Raw genomic sequence first — 19,451 nt, 5'->3', positions numbered from 1 at the left:
GTGTCACCGGTTCTGTCGGGGGTGGCCGGTACCGCCGGGGTCACCGTCGGCGGCCGGTGGGGTGATCAGCCGGTCGACGGCGGCGTTGGTGAGGGTGGCGCTCAGTGCGCTGCCGGCGGCGATCCCCCAGCCGACCGGCCCGAGCGGGGTGCAGCCGAAGAACTGGCTCAGCCCCGGGGTCTGGATCACCCCGGCGAGGACGGCCACCGAGACCGCGGTCGAGGCCAGCACGCTCGGGCTCGCTCCACCGTCCAGCAGGGTCTGGCCGAGCTGGGTACCGACCAGCGAGGCGAGCGCGACCGTGCCGGCCCGGCGGCGGGTCCCGGTATAGCGGGCCAGGGTCCAGCCGGTGGTCGCACCGAGGGTCGTGGTACCGGCCCGGAGCGCGATCTCCCGGGTGAGGGTGGCGCCGAGGGAGGTCTCCGGCCCCTCGGTGAGCAGGCCCTCCATGCTCTCCTCCCGGGGTGCCCGGACCGCGATCGCCATCGCCGGTGCCAGGTCGGTGAGCAGGTTGACCAGCAGCATCTGCCGGCCGTTCAGCGCGGACCGGCCGGTCAGCGCGGCGGTGAGTACGCTGAACGCGATCTCGCCGAGGTTGCCGCCGACCAGGATGCTCAGCGCGTGCCGTACCGAGGACCACATCGCGCGCCCCTCGACCAGGGTGGCAATGATCGTTTCGAGCCGGTCGTCGGTGACCACCAGGTCGGCGGCGGCCCGGGCGGCCGGGGTGCCCCGCTGGCCGAGCGCGATGCCGACGTCGGCGAGCCGGATCGCGGGCGCGTCGTTGGCGCCGTCCCCGGTCATCGCCACCGTACGGCCGCACTTCTGCAACGCCCGGATGATCCGTACCTTGTGCGTCGGCGTGCACCGGGCGACCACGTCGGTCCGGGCCAGCCGCTCGGCGAGAGCGTCGTCGTCGAGCCGGTCGAGCTCGGTGGCGGTGACCACCCGCTGGTCGGTGCCGTCGGTGCTGATGATCGCGGCGATCGCCTCGGCGGTGGCCGGGTGGTCACCGGTGATCATGATGGTGTGCACCCCGGCCTGCCGGATCCGGCGCACCGCCGGGGCGGCGCTCTGGCGTACCCCGTCGGAGAGGGCCAGGAAGCCGACGAAGGTCAGCTCCTCGACGTCGGTCTCGGCGACCGTGTCGCCGGGCAGTTCCCGCTCGGCCACCGCGAGTACCCGCTGCCCGGCCCCGGCGTGCCGGTCCAACGTCTCCTGGAGGGCCCGCCGACCGGCCTCGTCCAGGCTCCGGTCGTCGTGCCGGGTGCACCGGGGCAGGATCGTCTCCGGGGCGCCCTTGACGCTGAGCAGGTGGTGCCCCCGATGCCGGCCGACCGTGGCGTGGTAGCCCCGGGACGGCTCGAACGGCAGCGCGTGCTCCTGCTGCCAGGGGTGCGTCCGGGTGCCGGTGCCGACGCCGGCCCGGCGAGCGCCGGTCAGCACCGCCCGGTCGGTCTGCTGGCTGACCTCCTCCGGACGGTCTGCTGCCGGGGTGGCCCGCAGCGCCGCCGCGAGTACGCCACGCAGCGGCTTGTCCAGCGCGTCGAGGTCGGCGTACCGCTCGCCGTCGCCGACTCCGGCCAGCATCAGCTGGCCCTCGGTCAGGGTGCCGGTCTTGTCGAAGCAGAGCACGTCGACCCGGCCCAGCGCCTCGATGGTGCGCGGGTTGCGGACCAGCGCGCCGTGTTCGGCCAGCCGGCGTGCGGCCGCCAACTGCGCGGCGCTCACCAGGAACGGCAATCCCTCCGGTACGGAGGCGACCGCGAGGTTGGCGGCGGTGCCGGCCGACTCCACCAGTGGTACACCCCGGAGCAGCCCGGCCCCGGCGACCGCCACCGCCGAACTGGCGGCGAGCGGAATCGACATCTTGGTCAGCCGGCCGAGCCGGACCTCGACCCCGCTGGTCGGAGCGGCCTCGCCGGCCAGCGCCATCCCCCGGCCGACCTCGGTGTCCGCCCCGGTCGCCACCACCACGGCGAGGCCCCGGCCGGCGGCGACGGTGGTCCCCTCGTAGAGCATCGAGCGGCGGTCCGCGACCGCGGCGGCCACCACCGGCTGGCTGGTCTTCGCCACCGGCAGCGACTCCCCGGTCACCGACGACTCGTCGGTCTCCAGGCCGACCGCCTCGACCACCCGGCAGTCCGCCGGCACGGCGTCACCCGGGTCGAGCGCCACGATGTCGCCGGGGACCAGTTCGCCGGCGGCGACGACCCGCTCGGTGCCGTCCCGCCGGACCCGGGCGGTCACCGCCGACCGGGACAGCAGTTCGGCCAGCGACCGTTCGGTGGAGACCCGGTGTGCGGCGCCGATCAGCGCGGTCAGCCCGATCACCCCGCCGACCAGCGCGGCGTCCGCGATCGAGCCGACCGCGGCGGAGAGCCCGGCGCCGCCGGCCAGCACCGGGGTGAGCGGGTTCGCCAGCTCCTCGACGAACGCCCGGGGCAGGTCGAGGGTGTCGGCCGCGCCGGTCGACGCCGTCCGGCCGCGCCGCCCGACCTCCTCGGTGGAGAGGCCCGCCTGGTCGGTGCCGAGCCTCTCCAGCACGTTGCGTACCGGCATCAGGTGCCAGGGCGTCGCCGGGGCCGCGGGCGAGGTACGCCGCTGCGGCAGCCGGCCCGCCCGCCAGACGCCCTGCCCGATCGCCAGCCCGGCGGCGGCGTTGACCGCCGTCATGGTCCGGGCCGGTAGCTGCGCCGGTGCCGCGGTGAACGCCGCCACCGCGCCGAGCCCGCTGCCTCCGGCGGCCAGCGCGATGCTCTGCCGGGCCACCGTACGGGCCAGTCCGGCGGCCTCGACCACCAGCGCCGCCACCCCGAGGTCGGAGCCGACCAGCAGGTGGGCGCCCCACGGCGGCGGCTCGTCGGCGTGCCACATCCCGAGTCCGCAGTCGGCGGCGGCCAGCGCACGCGGATCGCCGGAGACCAGGGCGACCATCGCCCCCTCGGACTGCAACGACCGGATCGACCCGGCGAGTCGTGGCCCGCCGGGCAGGTGCCCGTCCGCGAAGTCGTGCTCACCGCCGTCGCCGTCGTCGGCGACCAGCAGGCGCAGGCCGGCCCCCCGGGCCGCGGCTGGCAGCGCGTCGATTCCGGGGGCGGGTTCGGCGGCCACCCGGACCACTGCCGCGAGCCGGCCGTCGGCGGTCAGGCCGAGCAGGGTGCCACCGTCCGGGCGGAGCCGTGCGATCTGCTCGGCGCCGACCCCGGCAGGCAGCCGCAGCGCGTCGAGCGGGCCGAGGCTCCAGCCGTCGGCGTCGCGTACCCGGCCGGGGGCCTCCGGGTCGAAGAGGTCGAAGGCCCGTCCCGCCGCCTCCTCGGCGTCGACGTCGGGCAGCGGTAGCAGGTCGGTGAGGACACCCCGGGCGGAACGCAGCGCGGCGGCGTCCAGCACCAACACGTCCAGGCGTTCCAGTTCGCGCAGCACCGTACGGTCCATGGCGATCACGCCCCGGCGGGCGAGCAGCCAGCCGAGCCGGGCCGCGTACGCCTCCCGGCCGGCGACGGCCGCGCTCGGGATGCTGGACAGGGCCAGCGCGGCCGCCCGCTTGCGGCCGGCCAGCGAGAGCGCGGCGGCGCCGGCGACGGTGCCGGATTCGAGTACCCGGGCCAGATACCGCTCGACCGGGCCGTCCGGCTTCGGGCGTGGCCGCTCGTCCGGCGGGGGTGCCGCCCGGGCCCGTTCCGGGGTGCCGGCGAGTAGCGGCTCGGTCTTCTCCCAGGCGGCCAACTGGGCCCGGGCCTCGCCCCACTGCAGGACTCGCTGGGCGCCGTCGAGCAGGATTCCGGCCCAGCCGCCGGTCAGGCCCTGGGCCAGCACGGTGGCCAGCGGCAGCCAGGAGTCGGCCCGGTGGTCGCCGCGCAGCCCTCGGCCGGCCAGCGCGTGCAGCCTCGGGTGCAGGTCGACCGCGCGGAGCAGGCCGGCGAGTTCACCCGGTGCCCGGGTGAACGGCATGATCCGGACCGCTGCCGACAGGCCGAGCCCGAACGCGTCCGTGGCGATCCTGGTCATCGCCCGCCGGGTCCGCGGGCCCTCCTCCGGGGGATGCGGTTCCGCGCAGTCCGGGTCGGGCTCCCGGCCGTCGGTACGCTCCACCGTGGCGATCACCGCGATCAGCTCCCGCAGTCGCGGCGCGGGCGTGCCGACCGCCACCACCACCCGCCCGGAGGGGGCGTTGATCCGGGCCCACTCGACCCCGGGCACCTCCTCCAGCGCCTGTTCGATCTGCGCGCCCAGCCGTTCACCACCGGGCTGGGCGATCCCGTGCACCTCGATGTGGTGCCGGCCGGGCCGGGTCCAGACCGCACGGCGATCGAGTCCGGCGGCCCGGGCCGCCCGGGTCACCATCGACTCGGCGTTGTGCGCGACTCCGGCGACGAGTTGCGGCACGCTGCGCGGCGAGAGGGCTTCGGGCAGGGTGGGCAGGTGGACGCGGCGCAGGTCCACGCCGGGAATCCTCAACCCGAGTGGCGTCATCGACCGGAGCCGCCGGCTGGCCGGCCGCTCCGCCCGGCGGCGGGGCGGCTGTCGCTGGCCGCACTCGGGTACCGCATCTCACCCTCCCAGAGCCGTAGATCGGCCCTGCGTTCCCGGTCGGCGCGGCCTTATACCCTATTCCGGCATGAAATCTCCCTGCCGTCAGACCTGGGCCATCACGGGGTCGGTGGAGTCGTCCGGGGTGCAGACGTCCGGTCCGTCGCAGGTTCCGCCCAGGGCGGCGACCGGACCCTCGGGTGCGGGTGCCGGCCCGGTGAGGCCGGCGAGCAGGTGGCGCGGCCCCGGGCCGGTGCTGGCCATCACGTCCTCGGGGTTGGAGAGGGCACACCGGTCCAGGGACAGGCAGCCGCAGCCGATGCAGTCGGAGAGGTCGTCGCGGAGCCGTTGCAGGGCGACGATCCGCTCGTCGAGCTGGCCGCGCCAGTTCGCCGAGAGCCGGGCCCAGTCCGCCCGGGTGGGTGTGCGCTCCTGCGGCAGGCTGGCCAGGGCCTCCCGGATCTGGGCCAGCGGCACACCGACCCGCTGGGCGAACCGGATGAAGGCGACCCGGCGCAGGATGTCGCGGCCGTAGCGGCGCTGGTTACCGCTGGTCCGGGTACTGGTGATCAGTCCCTTGGCCTCGTAGAAGTGCAGGGCCGAGACGGCGACACCGCTGCGCTCGGCGAGCTGTCCGACGGTGAGGGTGTGTGCGGGTTCGGTCACGGGTCGAGGGTAGCCCCGAATACCTCAACTAATATTCAGGTGTGGCGTGTCCCGCAGTCGGATCGCCCTGCGGCGTCCGGGCGGAATTCGGTGGACCCCTCCGGCGCGGCACCGCAAGCTGGTCCCGTGGCTGATCTTCCGGAGCTGTACGTCGCGGTCGACGTCGAGGCGGACGGGCCGATCCCCGGGCCGTACAGCATGATCTCGCTGGGCATGGCGGTGGCCGGGCACCCTGAGCTGGCCTTCTACACCGAACTGCGCCCGATCTCCGACGAGTTCGTGCCGCAGGCGCTCGCCGTCTCCGGACTGGACCGGGAGCGCCTGCTCCGGGAGGCGCCGCCGGCCGAGGTGGCGATGGCCTCGGCGGCGAGGTGGGTGAACGGGCTGCGCAAGCAGGGCCGGCCGGTCTTTCTGGCCGCTCCCGCCGTCTGGGACGGGATGTTCGTGCACTGGTACTTCGTCCGGTTCACCGGCCGGAGTCCGTTCGGGGCGACCGGTTCCGGAGTGGACCTGCGCAGCTACTGGATGGGACGGACCGGCGGCGAGTGGGCCGGTACGCACAAGGGAAAGATCAAGCACGCCCTCGGGCTGACCGGGATTCCGCACACCCACCACGCGGGCGAGGATGCGGCGGAACTGGCCCAGGTCTTCGACGCCGTACTGCGCCACCCGACCGGGCGACCCCGTCGGGTATGCGAATAATTTCCAGCTTCGGCGCCTAGGCTCGAACGCATGATCTACATGGCTCTGGCCGCGATGATGTACGTCTGCGGCTTCGTCTTCCTCTACGGCGTGGTCCGGTTCGCCGTCCGACACGCCATCGAGGACGTCGAGCTGCAGCGGGAGCGAGCCGCCCAGGCACCCGAACGGGACCGGCTCCGGGAGCGCACCCTGGTGCCGGACAACGCCTTCCTCGCCGGTAGCTGACCGGCCGTCACCGCCGCCGGTCAACGCACCGGAACGCGGGCGGTGTGCCTGGTCGGGGCGGTCGGTGCGAGGATCACGGGCGTGATGGGAACCCTGAAGACGGAGCCGGCCCGGACCCGCCAGGATCTGCTCGCACCGCCGGTCACCGAGGCCCTGCACCGCTGGCCCGCCGACTCGCCGGTCGGCGTGGACGACATCCTGGTCGCACCGATCGACGCCACCCTGGCCGACACCGCCGCGTTCTGCACCGCGTACGGCGTCGGGCTGGACGTGTCGGCGAACTGCGTGGTGGTGGCCGGCAAGCGGGAGGGGGCGGTCCGGTACGCCGCCTGCGTCGTACTGGCCACCACCCGGGCCGACGTGAACGGGGTGGTGCGTCGCCACCTCGACGTACGCAAGGCGAGCTTCGCCCCGATGGCCGAGGCTGTCGAGCTGACCGGGATGGAGTACGGCGGCATCACCCCGATCGGGCTGCCCGGCCAGTGGCCGATCCTGGTCGACTCGCGAGTGGTCGGTACGCCGTACGTGATCGTCGGGTCCGGCGTCCGGCACAGCAAGATCGCGCTACCCGGCGCCGCCCTCGGGCTCCTGCCGAACGCCGAGGTCGTCGAGGGGCTCGCCCGGGAGGTCGGCTGACGGCCGTCCCGACCCGTCGGTCGGCTTCGGCCCGGACGGCTCGGTCGGCTTCGGGGTGGACGGATTGGTCGGCTCTGGGCCGGACGGGTCGGCCGAGCGGCCCGGCCAGCAGATGCGGCATCCGCAGAGGACGATCCGGACCTGGCCGGTGCCGGAGACCAGGCGTACCTGCCCCGGGCAGTGGTGGGGCGGTGCGGTCACCGGCGGGCGCAGGGCGAGCGCGCAGGGCAGGCACAGTGTCGTCTCGCTCATCCGGGACACTTCCCTTCGCCCCCGTCGACCGGCTCGCCGCCGGTCACCCCCGCCGAGGGGTAGCACAGGTTGTCGATGTCTACCACATCGACAATTGGATGTGCGGGTACGAATCAGGGCTATTGCGCTGTTGGGTTGCTTCTGGTCACGGCGTCGATGAGGTCGCGTGGGCGATGGGCTGCGCGTCGGGTGGCTCGGGCGATGTCGGTTTCGCCGTTGCTGCGGTGGTAGCCGATTGAGGTGTTACGGAGTGTGGCGAAGACAGCGGGTCCGTTGCCGGTCCGGGCTTGATGGCCGTCCGCACGCAAACTCCCAGCTCAACCGCCTCCCAATCGACTGCGCACGCCCCTCAATCGACTACGCAACAGCCTTGACCGTGCCGGACATGTTGCTGACACGACCCACGGCGTCGAAGTCGACGCGCAGGGTGGATCCGTCGGAGTGGTGCGCGGTCACCGACGTGGACGCCTGGTCCAGGCGCCACGACTGCTGGTGCAGGAACGACTCCACGGCAATGCGGTGGTCCACCGGGAAGCTCTGAATGACCTGGCCCAGGACGGTCAGCGCGCGCTCCGGCCGGACAGACGCGGTGATCTGCGGCGGGGCGTCGTCGAGGTGAAAGAAGACCGCGCCGCCGGAGTAAGGGCCGCGGAAGTAACACCGGCCGGTCAGGCCGGAGGCCAGCAGGGCGAGGCGGTGACCGTCTGCGCGCCGAAGCGCGAACGTGGGCTCGGTGAGCTCGGCAACTCCCTGGCGGTGGCCGTACTCGCGCAGCCAGCCGCACAAATGCAGCAGCGCCGGCGGGAGGTCGCTCGCCTCGTTGGCCCATGCCCACAGCCAGCTGCCGTCCTCGTGGCTCTCAGTGCCGAGTAGCTGGATGTGGTATCGCAGGTCGTTTCCGAAGGTCACGGTGCCACTCGGCAGGTCGAGGTGCCAGTCACGCTCGCCGACCAGGTCGCTCAGCGCCATTTGGCGGGCGAGCCCGGTTGCGACATGCTCGGCGAAGAGTCGATCAAACGTCAGCATCGCTGCAGTGTGCCAGACCGCAAGGTGAGGCGTGTTTGTGCATGCGGCGCGGATCCCGGGACAGATGCGCCGCGCCACCCGTGGTCGCCGCAGATTAGTCGAGATGCAACCCGGCGGTTCGCGGATAGACGACAGCTGCGGTCGCGGCCGGTGTTCGATCAAGGCGAGTGAAGCTTTCAACCCGGACGATGCGGCGGTTCGCCCGGCTTCACCTGCGGCCACGACGGGCCGCACAGGGAGGTTGAAAGGGATTCGGCGGCAGGCGCCGCCCGCTCACCCGCACGCCGAGTCGCCTCCTGAGCTGGCCGGGAAGGTGCGGCGGTCGCCGGCACGACCGCCGCACCCGGTGGGGCGCCTGCCCGCTTCCCAGGGGGAAGAGAGCGGGTACGCGCCCCGGTCCCGCGCGGACCGATCACGAGCCGACCTGGAGGCCGATGAGGTCGAGCCGTGTCATACCCGCGGGTCGTGGAACTCCCGTCCCGGCACCGATCCCGAGGTCATCCCAGGCTTACGTTCTGAGCCCGGAAGCGGTAGAACATTGACCGGTGCCACATCGAACTGGAGCGATCCACATCCCCACATTCCCGTAATCAGAGAACTACCGATAGTAGGCGCGGTTTTCAGGTGTTTTCCGGAGCGCACAGGCGGTAGACGGATGGATCACGTCGGCGCAAGGCTGAGGGTGGCGCGTACGGACGCCCAGGTCACGTTGACCCAGATGGCGGCCCGTACCAACTACAGCAAGAGTCATCTGTGCAACGTCGAGCTCGGCAAGCGACCGGCCACCCCGGACCTGGTCCTCGCCTACGAGCGGGTGTTGGGAGACAGTGTGAACCGCAGAGGTGCCCTCGCGCTCGCCGCGACCGTCGTCGTCTCCTCCGCCGTGGCCGAGCTGGTCCAGCACGGGTTCGCCGCCGCCATCGGGCCACGTCGGGACGTCGACGAGTGGGTCGCCCGGGCCGAGGGGTACGGGCAGGACTACATGTCGCTCGGCGCCGCCGAGTTGCAGGCCCGGCTCGCCGCCGACCTGGTGGTGCTGCAACAGGAACTGGACAGTCCACACCTGTGGGGAGTGGCCGCCCGGTTGATGACGGTGCACGGCAAGACCCTGCCCGGCAACGACGGTGGCCGGGGCGCGATCCGGTCGTACGAGATGGCCGCCGTCGCGGCGGACCGCTCCGGCGACCTGGAGACCCGGGTCTGGGTACGCGGCCGGGCCGCCCTGGCGCTGGCGTACGAGGGAGCGCACCTGCCGGTCGCCGCCCGCCTCGCCGAGCAGGCCGTCGCGCTCTCCGACCGGCCGACCCTGGGCCGGTTGAACGCGCTGACCGCACAGGCGCACGTCGCGGCCTGTCGGGGCGACGCCGCCACCGGCCTGGCCAGGCTGGACGACGCCCGCCGGGTCTTCGACACGGCCGGCAGCTCGGAGCAGATCTCCGACTTCGCGGTGCCGCGGTGGAGGTTCCACACCTTCGAGTCGATGCTGTTGTCCCGGCTCGGCCACCCCGCAGCGGTGGCTGCGCAGGACGCGGCGGACCGCACCCGCCCGGACAGCCTGCCCCGGTTCGCCACCCACATCGAGCTGCACCGGGGGCTGATGATGGCCTCCGCCGGAGACGCGGCCGGCGGTCTCGGCCACGCCCGGCGGGCGCTCGACCGGTTGCCGCCGGAGCGGCACAGCCTGTCGTTGCGGCTGATGCTGGCCGAGGTGGAACGGGCGGCCGGAGCGGCGCTCTGACGGACGGCCCTTCGGCAGCTATGGAGCGACGTCTGTCGATGCTGTTGCACGTGAAACGTTGCCACACCTCGGAGTTCGGTCCGGCGCGGGTCAGTCGAGCTGTTCCCGGACCTGCCGCTTGAGCCGGGCCAGGATGGCGTTGCCGCCGCGTACCCGCAGCGGGCTGATCGCCTGGGCCAGCCCCATCCGCTGGTAGAGATCGTCCGGCACGGCCAGCACCTCGTCGGCGCTCGCCCCGGCCAGCCCCTCCGCGAGGATCCCCGCGAAGGCCCGGGTGGTGGGCGCCTCGGGCGGGCAGTCGAACCAGGTTGTCACCGTCCGGTCGGCGGCCACCTCGGCCCGCAGGAAGAACGCGGTCTGGCACTCCGGGACCTGCTCCATCCCGGCGTGGCCGGTCAGCTCCGTCGGCAGTGGTGGCACCGCGTCGGAGTACTCCAGCAGCATCTCGAGGACCACGTCCCGGGGAGCGGCGGCGAACTCCGCCACGATCTCGGCGAGCTTCGGTGGCATCGACTGCGGCATGGACCCAGGCTACCGAGGTGCCTCAGGGGCGCGGACCGGCCTCGCTGATCTCGCTCAGCGCCAGCGACGGGGCCAGGCGGACCGCCAGGTCGCCCAGGGAGACGATGCCGACCAGTTGCCGGTCGTTGTCACAGACCAGGATCCGGCGTACCGCTCGATCCCGCATCAGGGCAGCGGCCTCGGCGGCGGTGGAGTTCTGTTCGATCATCACGACGTCCCGGGAGGCCACCGAGCCGATCGTGGTCTGCCGGGCGTCCCTGCCCTCGGCGACGGCCCGGACCACGATGTCGCGGTCGGTCACCATGCCGAACAGGCTCGGCCCGTCCGTCACCACCACGTCGCCGATGTCGGCGTCCCGCATTGCCCGGGCGGCCTCGTCCAGAGTGGTGGCCGCGGGCAGATAGACGATCCCCCTGGTCATGACGTCGCGGACTCTGACCTCAGTCACGGTGTGCCTCCGAACCCCCGGTTTCCCGATACCACCTGCTACCCCCTGCCCGGCACGCTAACACCGTGTCGGGTTTCCGATCGGCCACTCCGGCCGTCGGACGGTATGGTGCGGTTGGTCCCGATAAGCCGGAGAGAACCGAGCGACTCTGTGAGGTGCGAGTGAAGGCCACCGAGCTCTCCATCCCCGGCGCCTGGGAGTTCCTCCCGCAGCAGTTCTCCGACGACCGGGGCCGGCTCGTCGTCTGGTACGACGCGGCGGTCTTCGCCGACGCGCTCGGCTTCGAGCTGGCCGTGGCGCAGGCCAACCAGAGTGTCTCCCGGCGGGGCGTGATCCGGGGTGTGCACTGGGCCGACGTGCCGGTCGGCCAGGCGAAGTACGTCTACTGCCCGCGCGGCGCGGTACTCGACATGGTGGTCGACCTGCGGGTCGGTTCGCCGACCTTCGGCCGGCACGAGGTGACCCGGCTGGACACCATCGACAACCGTGCCGTCTATCTGCCCGAGGGGGTCGGTCACGCCTTCGTGGCGCTGGAGGAGGAGAGCATCGTCAGCTACCTCTGCTCCGCCCGGTACGCCCCGGCGCGGGAGCGGATCGTGCACGTCCGGGACCCGGAATTGGCGCTGCCCTGGCCGGCCGACCTCGACGCGATCCTCTCCGAACGCGACGCCGACGCACCCGGCCTCGCCGAGCTGCGCGCCGCCGACCTGCTGCCCCGGTACGCCGAGTGCCAGCGGCTCTACCAGGCACAGCGGTCCCGCCGGGCCAGCCGGCCGACGGACCAGGTGTAGAAGGCCGGGACGTTGCCTCCACCGCCGGCACGTCCTGCAGCGGGCGGTTCGCCGTCATGGGCGCCATCAGGCCGGTGGTGGTGTGCAGATTCGACATGTTCAGCGCGTCGCGGGTTCAGGGTCGGAGAGGTGTCTCCGTTTCGGCAGTAGGAGCGGGGTGGCGAGCAGGAGAACGCCGGAGATGGTGATCGCGGCGAGCGGGCTGGTGAGGGTGGCGAGGATGCCCCAGATCACCGTGAGGGTGGCCTGCCCGAGTTTGCTGCTGACACTCCATGCGCTGAGTACCCGGGCGACATGATCCGCGGGAGTCCGTTGCAGGCGTTCTGTGGCGTAGATCGGGTTGAAGATGCCCATGCAGGTGATCAGCAGGCCCTCGACGATGATCACGGTGAGGAGTCCGGCGATGCCGGGCTGGAGGAACGCGAGACCGAACGGGAATAGCGATCGCAGCCAGCCGGAGACGGTCATGACCAGGTACCGGCCGTAACGCTGCACGAGGCGCGCGGAGAGGCGGGCGCCGACGAAGCCGCCGAGTGCCGGGATGCCGAAGGCAAGGCCGTACTGCCAGGCCGGGAAGTGGTATTCGCCCAGCAGGAGGACGGCCAGGAGCGGGACGGTGGCCATGATCAGGCCGCTGACCAGGATCGAGTTGAGGAACAGGCACCGTAGTGCGCGGTCGTGCAGGATGAACCGCCAGCCACCATGGAGGTCGGCCCCGCGCTGCCGGGTGGCCCCGTTGCGGGGTGCCGCGACGTCGCCGCCGCGGATGCGGAGGATCCCGAGCGCGGCCAGCAGGTAGCTGACGGCGTCGGCCGTGACGGTGATGACCGGGCCGAGCAGCCCGATGAGCGCGCCACCGAGCGGCGGTCCGGCTGCGGTCGCCACCCAGTTCGTGCCCTCGAATCTTCCGTTCGCGGTCAGCAGGTGATCACTGCGGACGAGCAATTTCAGGTACGCGCCGGAGGCGGCGGTGAAGGCGATGCTCGCGGCTCCGGAGATGACCGAGACGACCAGCAGTTGGGGTCGCCACCCTGGAGCGCGAGCTGGAGGTCCGCCTGTTCACCCGTACCGCCCGAGGGGTCGAACTGACGCTCGACGGCCAGGCATTCCTGCCACACGCCCGGAATATCGTCGCGGGTGCCGATCGCGCCGTCACCGCGGTAAGGCCGGGCTCGCGGGCCCAACGGATCGACGTGCTAGGGCTGCGAAGCGCGCAGGCGGTCGTCCTGCACGACTATTGGCGGTCGCATCCCGAAACCGACCTCGACGTGGTGACCCTCAGGGTCGACGACCCGCACGTGGCGGCCGCCGCCGTCCAGGCAGGCGAGATCGACGCCTCGTTCCGCACCGTCACCGATCCGGCCACGCTGCCGCGCGACGTGCAAATGACCCACGTCTTCGACTCCCCACTGGAACTCCTCGTCGGCCCCAGGCATCCGCTCGCCTCCGCACGGACAGTGACACCACCCCAACTGCGCGAGCATCGGATCTGGGTGCCGGGCATCGTGCCCCGGAGCGAATGGGCAGAGTTCTACGATCAGCTCGGCGCGGCCTTCGCCCTCCGCATCGACGCGGCAGGTCCGAACTTCGGCAACGAGGTACTCCTCGACGCCCTCGCGGACTCCGCCGACCTGGCCACCCTCGTCGGCGCACGCGACCGGTACATCTGGCCGGCGAACCACGACCTACGCCGCGTCCCGATCGTCAACCCGACGCTCGCCTACCCGCTCTTCCTCATGTTTCCCAGAACGAGTCCGCACCCCGGACTTCGGGCGATCATCAACCACTTCGCAAGCCTGGCACCGCTCCCCGAGGCGGCCTGGCTCCCGTCCTGGGCAACGACAGCGCGAGGCAGCCACTAGCTCGCCGGGGGGCCGTCCGATCCGGGACGGGCCGGCTCGGTCAGCCGCGCCAGCAGCTCCGCCGCCGACAGTTCGGTGCGGTCTCCGGTGGCGCGGTCGCGCAGTTCGACGTACCCGTCGGCCCAGCGCCGGCCGACCACGACGGCGCGCGGGATTCCGATCAGCTCGGCGTCGGCGAACTTGACCCCGGCCGAGACGTGCGTCCGGTCGTCGACCAGCACCCGCAGGCCGCGCCCGGCGAGTTGCCCGGCCAACTCCAGCGCCGCCTCCACCTGCGGCCCCTTACCGGCCGCCACCAGGTGTACGTCGCACGGCGCCACCGCCGCCGGCCAGACCAGTCCCCGGTCGTCGTGGTGCTGTTCGGCGATCGCCGCCACCGCCCGGGACACCCCGATGCCGTAGCAGCCCATGGTCAACCGGACCGGCTTGCCGTCCTGGCCCAGCACGTCGACCCGGAAGGCGTCGGTGTAGCACCGGCCGAGCTGGAAGACGTGCCCGATCTCGACACCCCGGCGGATCGTCAGCACCCCCGGGCGGCAGGCCGGACACCGGTCGCCGGCCCGGACCTCGGCCGCCTCGATCGTCCCGTCCGGGGTGAAGTCCCGTCCGCAGACCACGTCGGTGGCGTGCCGCCCCGGCTCGTTGGCGCCGGTCAGCCAGGCGGTGCCGGGCGCCACCCGGGGATCGACCAGATAGCGGATGCCGAGCTTGGCCAGCAGTTGCGGGCCGAGGTAGCCCCGGACCAGCTCCGGCCGGTCGGCGAAGCCGTCGAACATCGACACGGTGGCCGGGCTCAGCACCGCGGCGAGCCGCTTGAGATCGACCTCGCGGTCCCCCGGCACGCCGATGACCAGCAGTTCCGGGTCGTCCGAGCCGGGCCGGCGCAGCTCGACGACGACGTTCTTCAGGGTGTCGGCGGCCGTCCAGTCGGTCCGGGCGCCGAGTTGCCGGGCGTTGGCGAGCGCGACCAGGGACTCGATGGTCGGCGTCTCCGGGGTGTCGTACACCTGCGCCGGAGGGTGGGCGTGCACGTCGCCGGCCGGTGCCGGCGGGGTGGTCACCGCCTCGGTGTTGGCCGCGTAGTCGCAGGCGGTACAGCCGACGAAGGTGTCCTCGCCGACCGGGGTGGCGGCGAGGAACTCCTCGGAGGCGGAGCCACCCATCGCGCCGGAGGTCGCCGCCACGATCGTGTACGCCAACCCGAGCCGGTCGAAGATCCGCTGGTACGCCGCCCGGTGCCGGTCGTACGCCGCCGCCAGCCCCGCCCGGTCCAGGTCGAACGAGTACGAGTCCTTCATCAGGAACTCCCGCCCGCGCAGCAACCCGGCCCGGGGCCGCGCCTCGTCGCGGTACTTGGTCTGCACCTGAAAGATCGACACCGGGAAGTCCCGGTAGGACGTGAAAGTGTCCCGGACCAGCAGGGTGGCCATCTCCTCATGGGTGGGGCCGAGCAGGTACTCCGCGCCCCGGCGGTCCTTCAGGGTGAAGATGTCGTCGCCGTACCCGGTCCACCGGCCGGTCGTCTCGTACGGCTCCCGGGGCAGCAGGGCCGGAAAGAGCACCTCCTGGCCGCCGATCGCGACCATCTCCTCCCGGACCACCTGGGTGACCCGGTCCAGCACCAGCCGGCCGAGCGGCAGCCAGGTGTAGCCGCCCGGGGCGGCGCGACGGACGTAACCGGCCCGGACCAGCAGCCGATGGCTCGGCACCTCCGCGTCGGCCGGGTCCTCGCGCAGCGTACGCAGAAACAGCGTGGACATCCGTAGCAGCATCCGGGCAGCGTAGACCCGGCACCGGAGCGGAGCAGCCGAATTGTCGGGTCGGTCGGCCGGGTGTCGCATCGACGAGTGGCACGCGGTCCGGGCCTGCGGTCCCGATCACCTTCGGTCGCCGGGCGTGTCCCGGCCGGGGGTCCGGCTGACAGACTGGCCCCCGGCCGGTGGGAGTCCGCCCCCGGCGGGTGGTGGGACTGGGGAGTAGTGCAGGGGAGGCGCGACGTGCGCTGGCGCAACTTCGTGGCGGTGGGTGACAGCTTCACCGAGGGACTGGACGACGCGTACCCGGACGGGAGTTTCCGGGGCTGGGCCGACCTGGTGGCCGCAACGCTGGCCGCCGAGGCGGGGCCGGATTTCGGGTACGCCAACCTGGCCATCCGGGGGCGGCTCTTCGGCAACGTCGTGGCCGAGCAGGTGCCGGCCGCCCTGGCGATGCGTCCCGACCTGGTCAGCTTCGCGGCCGGCGGTAACGACGTACTGCGCCGCAACTTCGAGCCGGATGCCCTGGTGGAGCGCTTCGACCAGGTGGTCGCCGAGTTCCGGGCGACCGGGGCTGACGTGCTGCTGTTCCGGTTCGCCGACGTGATGGCCCGGCTGCCCGGCCAGCGGCTGGTCGCCCCCCGGGTGGCGCTGCTCAACCGGGCCGTCGGCGAGACGGCGCAGCGGTACGGGGCGAAGCTGGTGGACCTCTTCGCCGACGACGTCTTCCTCAACCCGGTGCTCTGGAGCCCTGACCGGCTGCACCTGTCGGCCGCCGGCCATCGCCGGGTCGCCGCCCGGGTGCTGGCCGCGCTCGACGTAGTACCGGACGAGGGTTGGCTGGTGGTGCCGCCCCGACCCGCCCCGACGCCGTGGCTGGCGGCCCGGGGTGCGGACCTGCGCTGGGTGGGGCAGCACTTCGCACCCTGGATCAGGCGCCGGCTCACCGGCCGGTCGTCCGGCGACACGATCACCGCCAAGCGCCCGGCGCTGGAGCCGTACGCTCAGCGCCAGCCCTCCGTGGACTGACCTCCGGCGTCCCTTCAAGACCCTCTCGGGCCGCTCTGTCCGCTACCGAAGGGCCGATCCGGCTGTGTCCACCTTTGACAAAGGGTTACCGTCCGGCTGCCATCCGTCGATATGATCATGCTCCCTCCCCAAACCCACGGGGGACGATTTCGTGGAGGTGGACGGCGCATGCGTCTCGCGCCCAGTACGGTCCATTACCGACACCGTGGTGTCCGGCGGCTTGCCGTCGTGACCGCGGCGATCTCCGCCGGTGTGCTCGCGGCCACCGGGCAACCCGCCCTGGCCGCCGCCGAGGACAACACCCCGCCGGACGTGCCGACCAACCTGTACCTCTATCCCGACCTGCCCTGTGCCACGGCCGAGCCGTACCCGGTGCTCGGAACCGGCGACCTGTACCTGTTCGCGACCTCCACCGACCCGGACCACTCCACCGGCGACCTGGCGGTGGTCTGGACGACGTTCGCGTTGTGGCCGGTCGACGACCCGGCGAGCCGCACCGAGACGGAACTCGGCGGGTACTACAGCGGAACCCAGACCTGGACGACGATGCCCGCGACGGCGCTCCAACACGGCCGGACGTACGCCTGGGCGGCCCGGGCCCGGGACGAGGCGGGCGTGACCAGCGCGTGGAGCCAGGCCTGCTACTTCGCCCGGGACAGCGAGGCCCCGGCCCAGCCGCCGACGGTCTCCTCGGCCGACTACCCGGACGACGACGGCTGGTACGGCGGGATCGGCATCCCCGGTGAGTTCACCTTCGACGCCAACGGTGACGCGGATGTCGTCGGGTTCGGCTACGGGCTGAAGAGCGCCCTCCCGCAGTACGTACCGGCCGACGGGCCGGGCGGGCGGGCCACCGTCACCATCACCCCGGTGGACGACGGCCCGAACTGGATCACGGTGTACGGCATGGACGAGGCCGGAAACCGGTCCCCGGCGACGAGCTACTACTTCCGGGTCAACAACACCGCTCCGGTCATCGAAGGCCGGCTGACCGAGCCGGGTGTGGCCACCCCGATCACCTTCCGCCCCGGCATGCCGGACGTGGTCGAGTACCGCTACCACCTCGACGGGGAGCCCGAGCAGACGGTTGCCGCCGGACCGGACGGGACTGCCACCGTCAGCCTCACCGACAACCGGGGCGGTCAGCGCACCCTGACGGTCACCAGCCGGACAGCCGCCGGACTGGAGGCCACCGCGACCCGGAGTTTCCTGGTCCGGACCGAGCCTTTCGTCTCCTCGCCGGACTACCCCGCCGGCGCGGCGTCCGGTGGGGTCGGCGTCCCCGGAGTCTTCACGTTCACTCCCCGGCTGCCCGGCGTGGTGCGGTACCGCTACACGTTCCTCGGCCAGCCGCAGCGGGTGGTGGACGCCGACAGCACGGGCGGGGCGTCGGTGACCTGGACGCCGACCAAGGCGGGCCAGACCCTGCTCAGCGTGCGGGGGATCTACCCTGACGGCAGCTCGACGGCGGGCACCTCGTACCAGTTCCAGGTGGCCGTGACGCCGAGCTGAGCGAGCTTGCACCGGCCCGCCGTAGCACTTCCGCGACGGCGGGCCGGTCCCGTTCCCGCCACCGACCCTTCGGCGCCGGGCCGGTGTCTGCCGTACCGGCGTGGGCTGGGCCCGGCCCTCAGCCGACCTGGAAGCCGAGCGCCTGGGCGAGCACGATCGTCTGACCGGGGTCGACGATGGCACCGGAGCGTTCGACGGTGGTCGGGTCGAGCGTGCTGAGATCGCTGCCGCGTAGGTCGGCCCGGACGAACCGGGCGCCGCGCAGTTGCGTACCGGAGAGGTCGACGTTGGTCAGGATCGCGTCGGTGCAGTTCGCACCGGTCAGGTCGGCCTCGCGCATCCGTACCCCCTGGATCGTGACGCCGCGCAGGTCGGCACCGGAGAGGCTGACGAACGACCAGTCTCCGCCGAGCACCGTGAGCGGCCGGACCGCCGAGTCGGCGAAGGTGCTGCCGACCAGCTTGCAGCCGGCGAACTCGGCCTCGAAGAAGTTGCACCGGGTGAAGGTGCAGCGCAGGTACGCCGAGTCGGTGTGCCGGGAGGCGTTGAACCGTACGTTGCCGAAGACGCAGTTGGTGAAGCTGATTCGATCCAGGGTCGCCTCGGTCAGGTCGACGTCGAAGAACTCGCAGTCGACATACTCGTGTTCGACGAACTCGTCGCCGTACCAGTCGTCGCGTCGGAAGGTCCGACCCTCGTGTCGTACGCCTGTCCGGGCCGGCTCCGTCATGTGACGACGCTAACCGAGGAGAGCCGGCCTCCTCCAGCAGGCGCCCGGCGTACCGTGGAGATCATGCCGATCCCGAGCGATCCCGCCCCGAGCCTTCAGGGCTACGCCGACCCGCAGCGCCTGGTCACCACCGAGTGGCTGGCCGAACACCTGGGCCAGCAGGGCCTGGTGGTGATCGAGTCGGACGAGGACGTGCTGCTCTACGAGACCGGGCACATCCCCGGCGCGGTCAAGGTCGACTGGCACCTGGAACTCAACGACCAGGTGACCCGGGACTACCTGGACGCCGAGGCGTTCGCCCGGCTCTGCGCGGCCAAGGGGATCGGCCGGGACGACACGATCGTCTTCTACGGCGACAACTTCAACTGGTGGGCGGCGTACGCGCTCTGGGTCTTCACGCTCTTCGGGCACCCCGACGTACGGCTGCTCGACGGCGGCCGGCAGAAGTGGGTCGCCGAGGGGCGGGAGCTGACCCGGGAGAAGACCGCGCGGCCTCCGGCCGACTATCCGACGCCGCAGCGGGACGACGCGCCGATCCGGGCGTACCGGGACCAGGTGCTGGCGCACATCGCGGCGGCCCGGCCGCTGGTCGACGTCCGCTCCCCGAAGGAGTACACCGGGGAGCTGACCCACATGCCGGAGTACCCGCAGGAGGGCGCGCTGCGCGGCGGCCACATCCCGGGCGCGCTGAGCAAGCCGTGGAAGTCGGCGGCGAACGACGACGGCACCTTCAAGGGGCCCGACGAGCTGCGGGCGATCTACGCCGACCAGCTCGGGCTGTCGCCGGACGACGACGTGATCGCGTACTGCCGGATCGGCGAGCGGTCCAGCCACACCTGGTTCGTGCTGCGGCACCTGCTCGGCTACCCGCGGGTGCGCAACTACGACGGCTCGTGGACCGAGTGGGGCAACCTGGTCCGGGCACCCGTGGTCAAGGGCGACCAGCCGGGCGGCCTGACCCCGCAGCCCTAGACCGCGCCAACCCCTTCGGTGCTCGCCCTGTTCCGGTGTCCGGTCAGGGCGAG

Annotated in this window: 17 protein-coding genes and 1 pseudogene; 9 read left to right on the top strand and 9 right to left on the bottom strand. The window is 72.5% G+C overall.

Annotated elements, in window-relative coordinates:
• Positions 1 to 3: 3 nt before the first annotated feature.
• A complete protein-coding gene (locus R6Y94_RS32215) occupies positions 4 to 4,476 on the bottom strand; it encodes an HAD-IC family P-type ATPase (protein WP_318399778.1) in 4,473 nt (1,490 codons plus the stop codon).
• Between the two features lie 285 nt (positions 4,477 to 4,761).
• Positions 4,762 to 5,199 (bottom strand): annotated as a pseudogene (soxR, locus tag R6Y94_RS32210) (redox-sensitive transcriptional activator SoxR); the annotation flags it as partial.
• Positions 5,200 to 5,325: 126 nt separating this feature from the next.
• On the opposite strand from soxR, the gene R6Y94_RS32205 reads away from it, so the two are divergent.
• From R6Y94_RS32205 to R6Y94_RS32195, 3 genes are all read left to right on the top strand, one after another.
• Entirely contained in the window at positions 5,326 to 5,901 is a 576-nt protein-coding gene (locus tag R6Y94_RS32205; protein ID WP_318399776.1) for an exonuclease, read from the top strand.
• A 30-nt stretch (positions 5,902 to 5,931) separates the two neighbouring features.
• Complete coding sequence (locus R6Y94_RS32200) at positions 5,932 to 6,126, top strand: hypothetical protein (RefSeq protein WP_318399774.1); 195 nt, start codon at positions 5,932 to 5,934, stop codon at positions 6,124 to 6,126.
• Positions 6,127 to 6,210: 84 nt separating this feature from the next.
• Positions 6,211 to 6,762 (top strand): YbaK/EbsC family protein, encoded by a 552-nt coding sequence (locus tag R6Y94_RS32195; protein WP_318400015.1) that lies wholly within the window; start codon positions 6,211 to 6,213, stop codon positions 6,760 to 6,762.
• Here R6Y94_RS32195 and R6Y94_RS32190 read toward each other — a convergent pair.
• Positions 6,691 to 7,014 carry a hypothetical protein gene (locus tag R6Y94_RS32190; protein WP_318399771.1) on the bottom strand — a complete coding sequence of 108 codons (324 nt, stop codon included), beginning with the start codon at positions 7,012 to 7,014 and terminating at the stop codon, positions 6,691 to 6,693. The two genes, R6Y94_RS32195 and R6Y94_RS32190, sit on opposite strands and share 72 nt — an antisense overlap.
• 357 nt (positions 7,015 to 7,371) lie before the next feature.
• Complete coding sequence (locus tag R6Y94_RS32185) at positions 7,372 to 8,118, bottom strand: DUF6882 domain-containing protein (protein WP_318399769.1); 747 nt, start codon at positions 8,116 to 8,118, stop codon at positions 7,372 to 7,374.
• Between the two features lie 577 nt (positions 8,119 to 8,695).
• On the opposite strand from R6Y94_RS32185, the gene R6Y94_RS32180 reads away from it, so the two are divergent.
• A complete protein-coding gene (locus R6Y94_RS32180; RefSeq protein WP_318399767.1) occupies positions 8,696 to 9,778 on the top strand; it encodes a helix-turn-helix transcriptional regulator in 1,083 nt (360 codons plus the stop codon).
• 90 nt (positions 9,779 to 9,868) lie between these two features.
• Here the strand turns inward: R6Y94_RS32180 and R6Y94_RS32175 are convergent, their stop codons facing one another.
• Both R6Y94_RS32175 and R6Y94_RS32170 read right to left on the bottom strand, forming a co-directional pair.
• Positions 9,869 to 10,300, bottom strand: a complete 432-nt coding sequence (locus R6Y94_RS32175; protein WP_318399766.1) for a SufE family protein — start codon at positions 10,298 to 10,300, stop codon at positions 9,869 to 9,871.
• Between the two features lie 22 nt (positions 10,301 to 10,322).
• On the bottom strand, positions 10,323 to 10,748 hold the full coding sequence (locus R6Y94_RS32170; protein ID WP_318399764.1) for a CBS domain-containing protein: 426 nt from the start codon (positions 10,746 to 10,748) through the stop codon (positions 10,323 to 10,325).
• A 161-nt stretch (positions 10,749 to 10,909) separates the two neighbouring features.
• On the opposite strand from R6Y94_RS32170, the gene R6Y94_RS32165 reads away from it, so the two are divergent.
• Positions 10,910 to 11,539, top strand: a complete 630-nt coding sequence (locus tag R6Y94_RS32165) for a dTDP-4-dehydrorhamnose 3,5-epimerase (protein ID WP_318399762.1) — start codon at positions 10,910 to 10,912, stop codon at positions 11,537 to 11,539.
• Positions 11,540 to 11,638: 99 nt separating this feature from the next.
• Here R6Y94_RS32165 and R6Y94_RS32160 read toward each other — a convergent pair whose 3' ends face one another.
• Positions 11,639 to 12,520: an MFS transporter gene (locus R6Y94_RS32160; protein ID WP_318400013.1), complete on the bottom strand. Its 882-nt coding sequence runs from the start codon at positions 12,518 to 12,520 to the stop codon at positions 11,639 to 11,641.
• A gap of 212 nt (positions 12,521 to 12,732) precedes the next feature.
• Here R6Y94_RS32160 and R6Y94_RS32155 point away from each other — a divergent pair, with 212 nt between their 5' ends.
• A complete protein-coding gene (locus R6Y94_RS32155; RefSeq protein WP_318399760.1) occupies positions 12,733 to 13,401 on the top strand; it encodes a LysR substrate-binding domain-containing protein in 669 nt (222 codons plus the stop codon).
• On the opposite strand, the gene R6Y94_RS32150 is transcribed toward R6Y94_RS32155, so the two are convergent.
• Positions 13,398 to 15,173, bottom strand: coding sequence for a proline--tRNA ligase (locus R6Y94_RS32150; protein ID WP_318399758.1), 1,776 nt, complete (start codon positions 15,171 to 15,173; stop codon positions 13,398 to 13,400). The genes R6Y94_RS32155 and R6Y94_RS32150 overlap by 4 nt on opposite strands.
• Before the next feature lie 225 nt (positions 15,174 to 15,398).
• Here R6Y94_RS32150 and R6Y94_RS32145 point away from each other — a divergent pair, with 225 nt between their 5' ends.
• Together R6Y94_RS32145 and R6Y94_RS32140 are read left to right on the top strand one after the other, a co-directional pair.
• Positions 15,399 to 16,184, top strand: a complete 786-nt coding sequence (locus R6Y94_RS32145) for an SGNH/GDSL hydrolase family protein (protein WP_318399756.1) — start codon at positions 15,399 to 15,401, stop codon at positions 16,182 to 16,184.
• Between the two features lie 228 nt (positions 16,185 to 16,412).
• Positions 16,413 to 17,696, top strand: coding sequence for a hypothetical protein (locus tag R6Y94_RS32140; protein ID WP_318399754.1), 1,284 nt, complete (start codon positions 16,413 to 16,415; stop codon positions 17,694 to 17,696).
• Positions 17,697 to 17,814: 118 nt separating this feature from the next.
• Here the strand turns inward: R6Y94_RS32140 and R6Y94_RS32135 are convergent, their stop codons facing one another.
• Positions 17,815 to 18,426 (bottom strand): pentapeptide repeat-containing protein, encoded by a 612-nt coding sequence (locus R6Y94_RS32135; protein WP_318399752.1) that lies wholly within the window; start codon positions 18,424 to 18,426, stop codon positions 17,815 to 17,817.
• A 63-nt stretch (positions 18,427 to 18,489) separates the two neighbouring features.
• Between R6Y94_RS32135 and R6Y94_RS32130 the strand changes: the two genes are divergently transcribed.
• Positions 18,490 to 19,398: a sulfurtransferase gene (locus R6Y94_RS32130; RefSeq protein WP_318399751.1), complete on the top strand. Its 909-nt coding sequence runs from the start codon at positions 18,490 to 18,492 to the stop codon at positions 19,396 to 19,398.
• The last annotated feature ends 53 nt before the right edge of the window (positions 19,399 to 19,451 follow it).

The sequence above is a fragment of the Plantactinospora sp. KLBMP9567 genome (genome assembly GCF_033446045.1).
Taxonomy (GTDB): domain Bacteria; phylum Actinomycetota; class Actinomycetes; order Mycobacteriales; family Micromonosporaceae; genus Plantactinospora.
Note: the sequence above shows the minus strand (reverse complement) of the source record. Positions and strands in the feature narration are given on the sequence as shown.